This is a genomic window from Microbacterium sp. UFMG61 (genome assembly GCF_015354505.1).
GTDB lineage: Bacteria > Actinomycetota > Actinomycetes > Actinomycetales > Microbacteriaceae > Microbacterium.
On record NZ_JACAFP010000003.1, the window covers coordinates 294,792 to 309,041 of the forward strand.

The 14,250-nt window shown below is 68.2% G+C and carries 14 protein-coding genes; 10 read left to right on the forward strand and 4 right to left on the reverse strand.

Features of this window, described 5'->3' with window-relative positions; genetic code table 11:
* The first annotated feature begins 3 nt into the window (after window positions 1-3).
* The 6 genes from IXW21_RS05160 to IXW21_RS05185 all read left to right on the forward strand — a co-directional run bounded on the left by IXW21_RS05160 (window position 4) and on the right by IXW21_RS05185 (window position 7,958).
* Complete coding sequence (locus IXW21_RS05160; protein WP_194763183.1) at window positions 4-1,671, forward strand: ABC transporter substrate-binding protein; 1,668 nt, start codon at window positions 4-6, stop codon at window positions 1,669-1,671.
* Between the two features lie 202 nt (window positions 1,672-1,873).
* Window positions 1,874-2,698: an ABC transporter ATP-binding protein gene (locus IXW21_RS05165; protein ID WP_194763184.1), complete on the forward strand. Its 825-nt coding sequence runs from the start codon at window positions 1,874-1,876 to the stop codon at window positions 2,696-2,698.
* On the forward strand, window positions 2,695-3,501 hold the full coding sequence (locus IXW21_RS05170; RefSeq protein WP_194763185.1) for an ABC transporter ATP-binding protein: 807 nt from the start codon (window positions 2,695-2,697) through the stop codon (window positions 3,499-3,501). The genes IXW21_RS05165 and IXW21_RS05170 overlap by 4 nt, the downstream gene beginning before the upstream one ends.
* Window positions 3,498-4,586 carry an ABC transporter permease gene (locus tag IXW21_RS05175; RefSeq protein WP_194763186.1) on the forward strand — a complete coding sequence of 363 codons (1,089 nt, stop codon included), beginning with the start codon at window positions 3,498-3,500 and terminating at the stop codon, window positions 4,584-4,586. The genes IXW21_RS05170 and IXW21_RS05175 overlap by 4 nt, the downstream gene beginning before the upstream one ends.
* Before the next feature lies 1 nt (window position 4,587).
* A complete protein-coding gene (locus tag IXW21_RS05180; protein ID WP_194763187.1) occupies window positions 4,588-5,712 on the forward strand; it encodes an ABC transporter permease in 1,125 nt (374 codons plus the stop codon).
* A complete protein-coding gene (locus IXW21_RS05185; protein ID WP_194763188.1) occupies window positions 5,712-7,958 on the forward strand; it encodes a glycoside hydrolase family 3 N-terminal domain-containing protein in 2,247 nt (748 codons plus the stop codon). The genes IXW21_RS05180 and IXW21_RS05185 overlap by 1 nt, the downstream gene beginning before the upstream one ends.
* 709 nt (window positions 7,959-8,667) lie before the next feature.
* On the opposite strand, the gene soxR is transcribed toward IXW21_RS05185, so the two are convergent.
* Window positions 8,668-9,150 (reverse strand): redox-sensitive transcriptional activator SoxR, encoded by a 483-nt coding sequence (gene soxR, locus IXW21_RS05190; protein ID WP_194763189.1) that lies wholly within the window; start codon window positions 9,148-9,150, stop codon window positions 8,668-8,670.
* Window positions 9,151-9,230: 80 nt separating this feature from the next.
* On the opposite strand from soxR, the gene fdxA reads away from it, so the two are divergent.
* From fdxA to IXW21_RS05205, 3 genes are read left to right on the forward strand one after another with little or no spacing between them, the layout of a single operon-like run.
* Window positions 9,231-9,557 carry a ferredoxin gene (gene fdxA / locus IXW21_RS05195; RefSeq protein WP_194763190.1) on the forward strand — a complete coding sequence of 109 codons (327 nt, stop codon included), beginning with the start codon at window positions 9,231-9,233 and terminating at the stop codon, window positions 9,555-9,557.
* The gene (locus IXW21_RS05200; protein WP_194763191.1) at window positions 9,554-10,078 is read left to right on the forward strand and encodes a flavin reductase family protein; all 525 of its coding nucleotides are present in this window, start codon (window positions 9,554-9,556) and stop codon (window positions 10,076-10,078) included. The genes fdxA and IXW21_RS05200 overlap by 4 nt, the downstream gene beginning before the upstream one ends.
* A gap of 10 nt (window positions 10,079-10,088) precedes the next feature.
* On the forward strand, window positions 10,089-10,718 hold the full coding sequence (locus IXW21_RS05205) for a superoxide dismutase (RefSeq protein ID WP_194763192.1): 630 nt from the start codon (window positions 10,089-10,091) through the stop codon (window positions 10,716-10,718).
* A 144-nt stretch (window positions 10,719-10,862) separates the two neighbouring features.
* Here IXW21_RS05205 and IXW21_RS05210 read toward each other — a convergent pair whose 3' ends face one another.
* Together IXW21_RS05210 and IXW21_RS05215 are read right to left on the reverse strand one after the other, a co-directional pair.
* Window positions 10,863-11,267 (reverse strand): arsenate reductase ArsC, encoded by a 405-nt coding sequence (locus IXW21_RS05210; RefSeq protein WP_194763193.1) that lies wholly within the window; start codon window positions 11,265-11,267, stop codon window positions 10,863-10,865.
* Entirely contained in the window at window positions 11,264-12,598 is a 1,335-nt protein-coding gene (locus IXW21_RS05215; RefSeq protein ID WP_194763194.1) for an FAD-dependent oxidoreductase, read from the reverse strand. The genes IXW21_RS05210 and IXW21_RS05215 overlap by 4 nt, the downstream gene beginning before the upstream one ends.
* A gap of 83 nt (window positions 12,599-12,681) precedes the next feature.
* On the opposite strand from IXW21_RS05215, the gene IXW21_RS05220 reads away from it, so the two are divergent.
* The gene (locus IXW21_RS05220; protein ID WP_194763195.1) at window positions 12,682-13,023 is read left to right on the forward strand and encodes an ArsR/SmtB family transcription factor; all 342 of its coding nucleotides are present in this window, start codon (window positions 12,682-12,684) and stop codon (window positions 13,021-13,023) included.
* A 61-nt stretch (window positions 13,024-13,084) separates the two neighbouring features.
* On the opposite strand, the gene IXW21_RS05225 is transcribed toward IXW21_RS05220, so the two are convergent.
* Entirely contained in the window at window positions 13,085-14,095 is a 1,011-nt protein-coding gene (locus tag IXW21_RS05225; RefSeq protein ID WP_194763196.1) for a LacI family DNA-binding transcriptional regulator, read from the reverse strand.
* Between the last annotated feature and the right edge of the window lie 155 nt (window positions 14,096-14,250).

Consider the following 14,250-nt stretch of genomic DNA (forward strand, 5'->3'; position numbering starts at 1 on the left):
GCAATGAAGCTCAGAAAGTCCCTCATCGCCTTCGCGGCGATCTCCGCCCTCAGCGTCTCGGCCCTCGCCGGCTGTGCAGCCGGAGGATCGGGCGACGGTGACGCCGGTGCCGGCGGCGCAGCCCTCACGATCGCCAAGCCCGACGGAGCGATCACCACCGAGTCGAACAACCCGTACGTCGGCGACTCGTCGGCCTCGAAGTACGGCTACGCCAAGGTCATCTTCGAGACGCTCGGCCTCGTGAACCAGACCGGCGACCGTGAGGTCACCCCCTGGCTCGCCGAGAGCATCGAGTGGAACGACGACTACACCGCCGTCACGGTCGTGCCCCGCAAGGACGTCACGTGGAGCGACGGCGAGCCGTTCACCGCCGAGGACATCGTCTTCACCTATGAGCTCGTCTCGACGCCCGAGCTCGACACCGCCGGCCTCAAGTTCGAGGGTGCGACCGTCGAGGGCGACGCCGTCACACTGACCTTCGGAGAGTCGAAGTACGTCAACCAGGCCCGCGTGCTGCACGTGCCGATCGTGCCGAAGCACATCTGGGAGAACCTCGACGAGCCCGCCACCGACCCGGTCAAGGGCGACGACCTCGTCGGCACCGGCCCCTACGCCCTCTCGAACTGGTCGACCGAGTCGGTCACCCTCGAGGCTCGCGACGACTACTGGGGCGGCGACCTCGCGGTTCCCGAGTTGCACTACGTCTCGTACGGAGACAACACGGCCCTCACCACCGCGCTCGCTCAGGGCGAGGCCGACTGGGCTCAGGCATTCATCCCGCAGATCCAGGAGCAGTTCCTCGACGCCGACCCCGAGCACAACAAGTACTTCGTGGCACCGACCACCGGGTCCGCCACGCTGTTCATGAACCTGCAGGAGAAGCCGTTCGACGACGTCGCGTTCCGTCAGGCGCTGGCCTGGGTCATCGACCGCGACGCCTACGTCGACATCGCCCGTGAGGGTGCGAGCGAGCCGGTCTGGTCGGTGACCGGACTCTCGTCGATCCTCGAGGACGAGATCCAGCCCGCGTTCCAGGGCCAGGAGTACTCGGTCGACGCCGAGAAGGCGCGCGACCTGCTCGAGAGCGCCGGCTACACGTGGAAGGACGACGCGCTGATCGACCCCGACGGCACGCCCGTCTCGTTCACGCTCTCGGTTCCCTCCGGCTGGAGCGACTGGAACACCGCGCAGGAGCTCATCGCCGAAGACGTCACCGAGGCGATCGGCGCCGAGGTCAAGATCGACATGCCCGACTGGGGTGGCTGGGCAGGGCCCCGTGACGAGGGCACGTTCTCGGCGATCATCCACTGGCTCGAAGACAGCGGCACGGCATACGGCCTGTACACGTCGACCATGGACCCGCGGTGGATCTCGCCCGAGGGCATCGCAGGGTTCAACTTCGGCCGATTCGACGACCCGGCAGCCACCGAGGCGCTGAACGCCTACGCCAACGCGTCGTCCGACGACGTGCGCACGTCGGCGATCACGACGCTCGAGCAGATCTTCGTCGACCAGGTGCCGGCGATCCCGCTCGGTGCACACCCGCTGCTCGGTCAGTACAACACCCGCAACTACGTGGGGTGGCCCTCGGAGGAGGACCCCTACGCCTCGGGTGACCCGACGCAGCAGAACATCGTGATGATCCTCACGAAGCTGAAGCCGGCCGAGTAGGCGCACTTCGACAGGCTCAGTGGCCCAGAGGCCGGCCTCGTGGTCAGATCTCCTGGGTCCCTGAGCCTGTCGAAGGGCTCGCACCTGGTGGCAGCTCCCCTGGGTCCCTGAGCCTGTCGAAGGCCTCGCACCTGGTGGGCAGGTCCCCTGGTCCCTGAGCCTGTCGAAGGGCTCCCACCTCCCGACCGACGAAGGACATTCCATGACAGACACCCTCCTCAGCGTGCGCGACTTCTCGGTCGTGTACGACGTCGATCCGCCCGTCGAGGCGGTGAAGAACGTGACGCTCGAACTGCAGCGCGGCGAGATCCTCGGCCTCGCCGGAGAGAGCGGATGCGGCAAGACGACACTCGCCTACGGAGTGCAGCGCTTGCTTCGGGCACCCGCCGTGATCGCCGGCGGCAGTGTGACGTTCCACGATGCATCCGGTGTCGACGTCGACATCAAGGCCCTCGACGTCGAGGCGATGCAGAAGTTCCGCTGGGACAAGGTCTCAATGGTGTTCCAGGGCGCGATGAACGCGCTCAACCCGGTGGCCACGATCGGGTCGCAACTCGAGGACGTCTTCGAGATCCACCGGCCCGACATGACCCGCCGGCAGCGTCGCGCTGAAGCCGAGGAGCTGCTCGAGATCGTCAAGGTCGGTCGGCAGCGCACTCGCTCGTTCCCGCATGAGCTGTCGGGCGGCATGCGCCAGCGTGTGATGATCGCGATGGCGCTCGCCCTGCGGCCCCAGCTGATGGTCATGGACGAGCCGACCACCGCGCTCGACGTGCTCGTGCAGCGCGAGATCCTCAAGCAGATCTCGCAACTGCGCCACGAGTTCGGCTTCTCGGTGATCTTCATCACCCATGACCTCCCCCTGCTGCTCGAGATCAGCGACCGCATCGCGATCATGCGTCAGGGCGAGATCGTCGAGCTCGCCTCGGCCGAGCAGATCTGGACGAATCCGCAGAACGACTACACGAAGACGCTGCTGTCGTCGTTCCCCCGTCTCACCGGTGCACGAGGAGTGCTGACCCGATGACCACTCTCGAGTTCACGAACGTCACCAAGATCTACAACGTCCGAGGCGCCGGACGGCTCAAGGCCCTCGACGACGTCAGCTTCACGCTCGAGTCGGGCCAGACCATCGGCCTTGTCGGTCAGTCCGGCAGCGGCAAGTCGACGATCGCCAAGATCCTCACCCAGCTCGAGACGCCCTCATCGGGTGAGGTTCTTCTCGACGGCAAGCCCATCCCGCGTCGGGGCAAGGGCCTGCGCACCTACCGTCAGCAGCTGCGGATGGTGTTCCAGGACCCGTTCGCCTCGCTCAATCCGTACCACTCGATCAGGTACCACCTCGAGCGGCCGATCCGCCTCGACGACGTCGTGCCGAAGAAAGAGACCGAGGCCGAGGTGCGTCGCCTGCTCGCGCGCGTGCGGCTCGACGCGGATGCCGTGATCGACCGCCGCCCGCACGAGCTGTCGGGTGGCCAGCGGCAGCGTGTGGCGATCGCCCGCGCCCTGGCCTCGCGACCCGCTCTCCTCGTCGCCGACGAGCCGGTGTCGATGCTCGACGTGTCGATCCGCCTCGGTGTGCTGAACCTGCTCGCCGATCTGCAGCGCGAAGAGGGCCTCGGAGTGCTCTACATCACCCACGACCTGGCCACCGCCCGTCACTTCAGCGACAGGATCATGGTGCTCAACCAGGGGCGAGTCGTCGAGTTCGGCGACGCGGACGACGTCATCCTCAACCCGAAGGACCCTTACACGCGCGAACTGCGAGCGGCGTCTCCCGACCCCGACAAGCACTTCGCGACGGCCGGCTCGCACGGAGGTGCACAGTGACCACCGCATCCCCCCAGCTTCCGCTGGTCGACGACGAGAACCGCGACGCGCTCGAGGTCGGCACCACAGCCACCGCCGCGCAGAAGGGGCGCAAGGTCGTGCCGTGGCGCTTCTTCGCCGGACGCGCCGGCTTCTATCTGTTCACACTGTGGGCGGCCATCACGATCAACTTCTTCCTGCCGCGGTTCATGAAGGGCGATGCGGTCAGCTCGTACCTCGCCCGCAACCGCAACATCAGCCCCGAGGCGGCCGATTCGCTGCGCATCCTGCTCGGCATCGACTCCGACAAGTCGATGTGGCAGCAGTACATCGACTACTGGGCGATGCTGTTCCGCGGCGACCTGGGCATCTCGACCCTGCACGGCCTGCGTCCGGTGGGCGAGGTGCTGGCATCCGCTCTGCCCTGGACCCTCGGCCTGGTCGGTCTCGCGACGATCATCTCGTTCGTGCTGGGCACGGTCGGTGGCGCGATCGTCGGCTGGAAGCGCGGCAGCCGACTCGACGCGCTCATCCCGATCACCACGTTCTTCAACACCATCCCGTACTTCTGGCTCGGCCTCATCGCCATCGCGATCTTCTCGTCGACGCTGAAGTGGTTCCCGTCGTCGCACGCCTACGACAAGGGACAATCGCCCGAGTGGAGCCTCGACTTCATCGGGCAGGTCATCATGCACGGCACCCTGCCCGCCGTCACGATCATCATCGCCTCGCTCGGCGGCTGGATGCTGGGCATGCGCAACATGATGCTCACGGTGCTCGACGAGGACTACATCACGGTCGCGCAAGCCAAGGGCATGCCGAACAGGCGGGTGCTGTGGGCGTATGCCGCCCGCAACGCGGTGCTGCCGCAGATTCAGAGCTTCGCGCTGTCGATCGGCTTCATCGTGGGCGGAACGATCGTCATGGAGATGGTCTTCAGCTACCCGGGCGTCGGCAAGCTGCTGCTCGACGCCACCAACGCGAAGGACTTCGCTCTGATGCAGGGAGTGTTCCTCGTGATCACGCTGTCGGTGCTGGTCGCCAACATCCTGGCGGACATCGTCTACGCATACCTCGACCCGCGCACGCGCCAGACGGAGGCCTGACATGAGCGTTCCCACTTCGACCGACACCACGGCTCCCGACGGCAGCACGATCGCCACCGGGATGCCCGAGACCGCGACGTTCCGCACGGCGGGCGATGCGACGCCTGCCCGCAAGACCTTCTGGTCGCAGCTCACGCAGTCCTTCGCGATGTTCCGCAACCCGAAGTCGATCGCCGGGCTGATCATCCTCGGGGTGTTCGTGCTGATCGCGATCTTCGCCCCGCTGCTCGCGCCCTACGGCCCCACCCAGAAGGACCGCACGGCGCTCCGCCAGCCGCCGTCGCTCGACCACTGGCTCGGCACCACCCACATGGGTGAGGACGTGCTGAGCCAGCTCATCTTCGGCACGCGCGGCGTCGTCGTCGTCGGCTTCCTCTCGGCGATCATCGCCACGATCATCGCCATCACGATCGGCGTCATCGCCGGCTACGTGCGTGGCTGGAAGAGCGAGTCGCTCTCGGCGCTCACGAACGTGTTCCTCGTGATTCCCGGCATCCCGCTGATCATCATCGTGGCCTCGCAGTTCGAGAATCCGCCTCTGATCGTGATCGCTGCGGTGCTGGGACTCACGGGCTGGGCGTGGGGTGCGCGCGTGCTGCGGGCTCAGACCATGTCGCTGCGCAACCGCGACTTCATCCAGGCCGCCCGAGCCAACGGTGAACCGCTGCACCGCATCATCACGGTCGAGATGCTGCCGAACCTCATGGCGCTGATCGCGTCGAGCTTCGTCGGCACCGTCACAGCGGCGATCCTCGGCCTCACGACCCTCGCCTTCATCGGTGTGATCCCGGTGAGCAACCTCAACTGGGGCACGATCCTGTTCTGGGCGCAGCAGAACGGCGCGTTCCCTCGGCTGTGGTGGTGGTACGTGCCCGCAGGCCTCTGCATCGCGATCATCGGTGTCGCCCTGTCGCTCATCAACTTCGGCATCGACGAGTATGTCAACCCGAGGCTGCGGTCTGCGGGCGAGCGCGCCCGTGCGATGAAGAAGAAGGGCCTCAATGTGAACGACCCGGTGACGGCGGTGCGCAGCGTGCCGACGACCGGCTCGGGTACCGTGCAGAGCGCGGCGACAGCGACGACGACCCAGACGAAGACCGATACGAAGACACAGAACGCCGAGTGATGACCTCTCAGACCCTGACCGAATCCCTGCCGTACCTCGACCCCGAACTGCCGATCGCGGCACGCGTCGCCGACCTCATCGACCGCATGACGGTCGAGGAGAAGATCGGGCAGATGCTGCAGCTCGATGCCCGCGACGACCTCGACGACCACGTGCTCGGCACGCACGTCGGCTCGATCCTGCACACCTCGCCCGAGCGCATCCTGCGGGCGAACGAACTGACCTCGCAGACCAGGCTGCGCATCCCGCTGCTCGTCGGCGAGGACTGCATCCACGGCCACTCGTTCTGGCCCGGAGCCACGATCTACCCGACCCAGCTCGGCATGGCGGCGACGTGGGATGCCGAGCTCGTCGAGAAGGTCGCGAGGGCGACCGCGGTCGAGGTCGCGGCGACCGGCATCCATTGGACCTTCTCGCCCGTGCTCTGCATCGCGCGCGATCTGCGCTGGGGGCGCATCGACGAGACGTTCGGCGAAGACCCGTTCCTGATCGGCGAGCTCGCCTCGGCGATGGTGCGCGGGTACCAGGGTGAGGGTCTCGATGATCCGACCGCGATTCTCGCGACGGCGAAGCACTTCGCCGGATACTCCGAGACGCAGGGCGGGCGCGACGCGAGCGAGGCCGACATCTCGCGGCGCAAGCTGCGGTCGTGGTTCCTGCCGCCGTTCGAGCGCGTGGCTCGCGAAGGGTGCCGCACGTTCATGCTCGGCTACCAGACCACCGACGGCGTGCCGATCACCGTCAACGACTGGCTGCTCAGCGACGTGCTGCGGGGGGAGTGGGGCTACACCGGCACGCTCATCACGGACTGGGACAACGTCGGCCGCATGGTCTGGGAGCAGCAGGTGCAGCCCGACTATGCGCACGCCTCGGCCGCCGCGGTGAAGGCCGGCAACGACATGGTCATGAACACCCCCGGCTTCTTCGCGGGAGCACTCGAGGCGGTGTCGAACGGACTGCTCGCGGAGGATGCCTTCGACGACGCTGTCGCCCGAATCCTGACCCTGAAGTTCGAGCTGGGACTGTTCGAGGACCCGCGGCTGCCGCAGGACGACATGGATGCCGTGGTCGGCAGCGCCGCGCACGCGGAGCTCAACCTCGAGACCGCTCGCCGCTCGATCGTGCTGCTCGAGAACGACGGTGTGCTGCCGCTCGACGCCGCAGCGCCGTTGAAGGTCGCCGTGGTGGGTCCGCTCGCCGACGACGCCCAGACCCAGCTCGGCGACTGGGCAGGTGGCTCGGGTCAGGCCGGCTGGCTCGACGGACAGCCGCGCGAGATGATCACGACCGTGCTCGACGGGCTCTCGGGTGTCGAGGGATGGTCGGTCACGCACGCTCGTGGAGCCGAGATCCTCACGCTCGAAGACGACCCGCGCGGGGCGACCTTCCCCGACGGGCAGCCTCGGCCCTCTGTGGTGGTGCCGGCATCGGCCGACGACGCGCTGATCGCCGACGCGGTGGCGGCCGCTGCGGCATCCGATGTCGTCGTCGCCGTGGTCGGAGATCGCATCGAGCTCGTGGGTGAAGGGCGATCGACCGCGACGCTCGAGCTGATCGGTGGTCAGAACGCCCTGCTCGACGCGCTGATCGCGACGGGCAAGCCCGTGGTGGTCGTGCTGCTGGCATCGAAGCCTCTGGTGCTGCCGGCATCCGCGTCGCAGGCAGCAGCGGTCATCTGGGCCGCGAACCCGGGCATGCAGGGAGGCCGCGCGCTCGCCGAGATCATCTCGGGTGCTGTCGAGCCGTCAGGTCGCCTGCCGATCTCGTTCGCCCGCCACGTCGGCCAGCAGCCGACCTACTACAACCAGATCCGCGGACAGCACGGCGACCGCTACGCCGACCTGACCCAGTCGCCGGCCTGGGCGTTCGGCGAGGGGCTGTCGTACTCGACGGTCTCGTATTCGGATCTGTCGCTGGCATCTGACCGGCTCGGTGTCGACGACACGGTGGTCGCCGAGGTGACGGTCACGAACACGGGCTCACGACCGGCGCGCGAGACCGTGCAGGTCTACGTGCGCGATTCGGTGACGAGTGTCAGCTGGGCGGATAAGGAATTGAAGACGTACCGACAGGTCGACGTCGCGCCGGGGGAGTCGGTGCGCGTGCGCCTCGAGCTTCTCGTCGCCGAGTGCTCGATCGTGGATGCCGCCGGCATCCGCCTCGTCGAGCCGGGTGCGTTCGAGCTGCTCGTCGGACCGAGCTCGCGCGACGAGGTGCTGCTGAGCGCTCCGTTCACCGTCGCCTGAGTCCCGCCTCGGCGCTGCCCTGCCTGATCGGCCTGCTCGCGAGACCGCGGTTCGCGGGTGAGACCCATGTCGAGGGCGTGGGTCTCGTGCGGCGGCGCGGGTTTGGTGTGGGCGTGCCGTGAGGCCGCGGTTCGCGGGTGAGACCCATGTCGGCGGCGTGGGTCTGGTGCGGTGGTGTGGGTTTGGTGTGGGCGTGGCGTGAGGCCGCGGTTCGCGGGTGAGACCCATGTCGGGAGCGTTGGTCTGGTGCGGTGGTGCGGGTTTGGTGTGGGCGTGGCGTGAGGCCGCGGTTCGCGGGTGAGACCCATGTCGGGAGCGTTGGTCTGGTGCGGTGGTGCGGGTTTGGTGTGGGCGTGGCGTGAGGCCGCGGTTCGCGGGTGAGACCCATGTCGGGAGCGTGGGTCTCGTGTGGCGGTGCGGGTTTGGTGTGGGCGTGGCGTGAGGCCGCGGTTCGCGGGTGAGACCCATGTCGGGAGCGTGGGTCTCGTGTGGCGGCGTGGGTTTGGTGTGGGCGTGGCGTGAGGCCGCGGTTCGCGGGTGAGACCCATGTCGGGTGCGTGGGTCTGGTGCGGCGGCGTGGGTCTGGTGGGGGCGTGNCGTGAGGCCGCGGTTCGCGGGTGAGACCCATGGCGGGAGCGTGGGTCTGGTGCGGCGGTGCGGGTCTGGTGCGGCGGCGTGGGTCTCGAGCGCGGCGTGGGTCTCGTGCGGCTCAGGCGTCCTCGTCGCGGAGGCGCTGCGGGCCCGCGCCCTGACTGCCGAGGGCGTCGTCGGGATTGAGCAACCCGCACGCCTTCATCGACAGGCACCCGCAGCCTATGCATCCGGTGAGTTCGCGCTCGAGACGCTCAATCCCCTCACGGCGCTTCTCGAGCTCGCGCTTCCAGCGCCGCGACGCGCGCTGCCAGTCCTCATGACTGGGGGTCTGCGTGAGAGGAACGTCGGCGAACGCGTCGTGAACATCCGACAGCGGGATGCCGAGGCGCTTCGCCACCGTGACGAGCGAGACGCGTCTCAGCATGTGACGTGCGTAACGGCGCTGATTGCCGGCGGTGCGGGTGGATGCGATGAGGCCGAGGCCCTCGTAGAAGTGCAGGGCCGAGGGCGCGACGCCCGTGCGACGACTCATCTCGCCGATGGTCAGAGGCTCGTCGGGGCCGTGCGCATTGCGCTCCGCGTCACTGTCGGCGTACATCCCGGCCTCCCTCGATTTGACCTCAAGTGTACTTGAGGTCATACGGTGGCAACCGTGACAGAAACGGAGACAGCCACCCCATGACCTATGTGATCGCGCTGCCCTGCGTCGATGTCAAGGACCGTGCGTGCATCGACGAGTGCCCAGTCGACTGCATCTATGAGGGCGAGCGCTCGCTGTACATCCATCCCGACGAATGCGTCGACTGCGGCGCGTGCGAGCCGGTCTGCCCCGTCGAGGCGATCTACTACGAAGACGACCTGCCCGACGAGTGGCAGGACTATTACAAGGCCAATGTCGAGTTCTTCGACGAGATGGGATCGCCCGGAGGTGCCGCGAAGCTCGGCGTCATCGAGCGGGACCATCCGATCATCGCCGCCCTTCCCCCACAGGAGCCACCCGAATGAGCACCGAGCAGCATCCCGCGGCCCCCGTCCCCTCTGTGGTCGGCGAAGGGCTCAAAGCGGCTTTCCGCGCGCATCCGGCCGGTGTCGCGATCATCACGGCGATGACTCCCGCGGGTCCGGTCGGCCTCACAGCCTCCAGCGTCGCATCCGTCGCCGTCGACCCCGCGGCGATCGTGTTCTCGGTCACCAGGGCGACCGGCAGCGCGGGCTCGATCCTCAACGCCGAGTCGTTCGTCGTGCACCTGATCGACGACGAGCATTCCGCTCTGGCGCAGAGCTTCGCGGTGAGCGGCGCCGACCGCTTCACGCCCGAACAGGGCTGGAGCACGCTTCCGACCGGTGAGCCGTATCTCGCCGAGGCGCGCGCCGCGATGCGCGGTCACACGATGTCGACGGTCGCGGTCGGCTCGTCGACCGTCGTGGTCGCCGAGATCGACGAGGTGCTGCTCGGGCGGCCGGGTCGACCCCTCGTCTACCTCGACCGTCGATTCCACTCACTCCCCACCGATCAGAACGACTGAAAGGAACAGCATGTCCGCTGTGTACACCCTCCCCGAACTGCCGTACGACTACTCGGCGCTCGCGCCGCACATCTCGGGCAAGATCATGGAGCTGCACCACTCCAAGCACCACCAGGCGTACGTGACCGGTGCGAACACCGCCCTCGAGCAGCTGGCCGCGGCCCGAGAGTCGGGTGACTTCGCCGCCGTGAACAAGCTCGAGAAGGACCTCGCGTTCAACCTCGGCGGGCACATCAACCACTCGGTGTTCTGGGAGAACCTCTCGCCCGACGGCGGCGGAAACCCCGAGGGCGAGCTCGAGGCGGCGCTCACCGATGCGTTCGGCTCGATCGACGCCTTCCGCGCGCACTTCACCGCCACCGCGCTCGGCGTGCAGGGCTCGGGCTGGGCCGTGCTCGCGTGGGACAGCGTCGGCGCCCGCCCGGTCATCTTCCAGCTGTTCGACCAGCAGGGCAACGCGCCGCTCGGTGTCACGCCGCTGCTGCAGCTCGACGTCTGGGAGCACGCCTACTACCTCGACTACCTCAACGTGCGCGCCGACTACGTCAAGGCGTTCTGGGAGCTCGTGAACTGGTCAGACGTGCAGCGCCGCTTCCAGGCCGCGCAGCAGAAGACGCAGGGCCTCATCGTCGCCCGCTGAGTCACGACCATCCGTCGGCGGCCCACTCGGCTGACCGATCCCCGCCGGGCTGACGAATGCCACGGCATCCGTCAGCCCACCGGGCGATCTTCAGCCATCCGTGTCGTGTGCGACGGCGACCGACGCGGGGGAGAGCTGCGGCGCTCAGCCGAGCAGCTCGCCCGTCAGCACCTCGATGCGACGGCGGATGTCGTCGCGGATCGGCCGTACGGCATCGATGCTCTGACCTGCCGGGTCGTCGAGCTTCCAGTCCTCATAGCGCTTGCCGGGGAAGAACGGGCACGCGTCGCCACATCCCATCGTGATCACGACATCGGATGCCTGCACGGCCTCGGTCGTGAGTACCTTGGGCTGCTCGGCGGTGATGTCGATGCCGAGCTCATCCATCGCCTCGACCGCGATCGGGTTGATCTGCTCGGCGGGCATGGAGCCGGCGGAGCGCACCTCGATGCGGTCGCCCGCGATGTCGCGCAGGAAGCCGGCGGCCATCTGCGAACGGCCGGCGTTGTGCACGCAGACGAAGAGGACGGAGGGGATGCTGTCGGTCATGATGTCTCCAGAGTAAGCGAGCGGGCGGGGTCGAGGATCGTCAGCGGCTTGCTGCCGATCTGCAGCACTGTCGGCGCGGCGCAGCATCCGCTCGCGTCGTCGTCGAAGTCGCCGGACCCGCCGCACACGCCGGTGTCCGGCAGAGCGAGCTCGGTGCGCGCCGCTCCTTCGTGGTCGCCCACGAGGTGGGCCGCGACGCTGCGCACCTGCTCGTACCCGGTGAGGGCGAGGAAGGTCGGGGCTCGGCCGTATGACTTCGCGCCGACGATGAAGAGGCCTTCCTCGGGCTGCGCGAGCTGTCGGGCACCGGTCGCGCCCACCGAGCCGCACGAGTGGATGTTCGGATCGATCTCGGATGCGATGCCGGCTACCGCCTCGAGCGCAGGGTCGAGATCGATGCGCACCCCGCGCAGGATGTCGGTGTCGGGCCGGAATCCGGTGAGGGCGAAGACCCGCTCGACCCCCACCACGTCACGTCCGTCTTCGGCGACGATCGTCAGGCTGTCTCCGTCTCGCTGGAACTCGGCGACGCGGAATCCTGTCACCACGTCGACGACGCCGTCGTCGATCACCTTTCGCACGCGAGAGCCGAGCGCGGCACGTTCGGGCAGCTGATCTCCGGTACCGCCGCCGAACACGTTCGATGCGCTCCCTCGACGCAGCAGCCAGGTGACGCGTGTTCCCGCCGAGCGGCGGACCAGTTCGCTCAGGCGCAGCACGGTGTGCGTGGCGGAGTGCCCTGCGCCCACGATGACGACATGCGCGCCGGCGAGTTCGGACACATCGGCGGGGATGCGGTACGAGATCAGGTCGGATGCCGTCCGCTCGCCGACTGCGGGGAAGCCGTCTGCTCCTGCGGGATTCGGCAGGCCCCAGGTGCCGCTCGCGTCGACGACGGCGCGGGCGAGGACGCGGGACTCGATGCCGTCGGCGTCGACGGTGTGCACGACGAACGGCTGGCTCTTGCGCCCCGCGTCGACGACCTTGTCGCGACCCTGTCGTGCGACGCCCGTGACGGTGGTGCGGTAGTGGATCCGCTCGCCGAAGGCATTCGCGAGCGGTGTCAGGTAGTCGCTCACCCACGTCGCCCCGGTCGGGTAACCCGCGGTCGGTGCGGTCCACCCGGTCGGCTCGAGCAGACGGCGCGCGGCGGCATCCGTCAGTTCCGGCCACCCAGAGAACAGCCGGACGTGACCCCATTCGGTGACCGCCGCCGCAGGACTCGATCCACGCTCGATGACGATGACGTTCTCACCGCGCTCGACGAGGTGTGCCGCAGCTGCGAGACCCTGAGGCCCCGCGCCGATCACGACGATGGGAAGCTCGGACACGACATCTCCTCAGATCGAAAGATTTCAATATGAGAAGCGTCGCGCACGTATCGAAGAATGTCAATACGTGAGAGGATGACGTCATGACGCTTCCCGTGACGATCGAGCAGACCGCGTGCTGCACGCCTCGCTCGGCATCCGCTCTGCCGATCGCCGAGGCCGAGCGGATCGCGCGCCTGTTCAAGGCGCTGGGAGACCCGACGCGCATCCGTCTGCTCTCGCTGATCTCGTCGGCAGCGGGCGGGGAGGCCTGCATCTGCGATCTCACCGACCCGGTCGGCCTGTCGCAGGGCACCGTTTCGCATCACATGAAGCTCTTGGCCGACGCCGGCCTCATCACGCGTGAACAGCGCGGCAAGTGGGCGTACTTCTCCCTCGCCGACGGCGCACTCGACGCGGCCGGCGAGGCACTGCGACGCGTCTGACTCGCTCAGCGCTGACTGCGGTCAGGGCGTGGCCGACGTCGGGGAGCTCGCCCGGGCCGGGCTAGTCGACGAGTCGAGCGGTGGTGCCCCGGACGTTCAGCTCGTAGGGCAGTTCCGGCGGAATGCCGGCGGCATCGCCCTCGGTGAGCTTGGCGAGCACGGCATCCGCCGCCCGTTCGCCCTGACCCAGCGGGAACTGGTCGACGGTGGTGAGGCGGAAGAACTCGCCGAGCTCGTGGCCGTCGATCCCGATGATCGAGAGGTCGCCCGGCACCGCGAAGCCGAGGTCGCGTGCGGCGAGGATCGCCCCGATCGCCATCTCGTCGGAGGCCGCGAACACCGCAGTGGGGCGGGGGCCGGGCCGACCGAGCAGCTGCTTCGCGGCGCGGTATCCTCCCTCGACCGTGAAGTCGGCGGGCTCGAGGAAGGCGGGGTTCAGCGGGATGCCGGCCTCTGCCAGTGCCTTCTCGAAGCCGAGGCGCCGGTTGGTCGGGATGTGGAAGTCGATGTCGAACTCGGGGTTCGCGCCGATGTGGGCGATGTCTCGGTGCCCGAGGCCGATCAGGTGCTCGGTCGCGAGCTGGGCGACGGTGACGTCGTCGACCGTGAGGGTGTCGAGCCTGGGGTTCGGACCGCCGATCGCGATCACCGGCAGCCCGAGGTCGAGCAGATACTGCGTCTCGTCGTCGTCGAGCTCGATCGACACCGCGATCACGGCATCCACCCGCTGGCGCCGCAGGAACGTGTCGAACACGTGCCGGCGCACGTCCTTGTCGGCGGTGATGTTGTAGAGCGTGATGTCGTAGCCCTCGCGCATCAGCGCCGAAGAGACGCCCGAGAGCACGGTGCTGAAGAACCAGCGGTCGAGGAAGGGCACGACGACGCCGATGTTGCGGGTGCGGCCCGACGCCAGGCTGGACGCGCGGGACGACACGACGTACCCGAGTGCCGAGGCGGCCTCCTGCACCCGCAGGCGCGCGGATTCCGACACATGGCCGCGCCCGCTCAGCGCGCGCGAGACCGTGGCGGTCGAGACGCCGGCGAGCCGGGCGACCTCATCGATGCTCGCCATGGGAGTCCTCTCGGCGGGGGTGTGGGGTGAGGGGGTGCGGGGTGCGGGGTGCGGGGTGTGGAGTGCGAGACCCCGCTTCCGCGACGACACCCACCGTCGGAGCGGGGGTCTCGTACAGAAAGCGGGGTCTCGTCAGAATATGCCGCGCGTCAGGC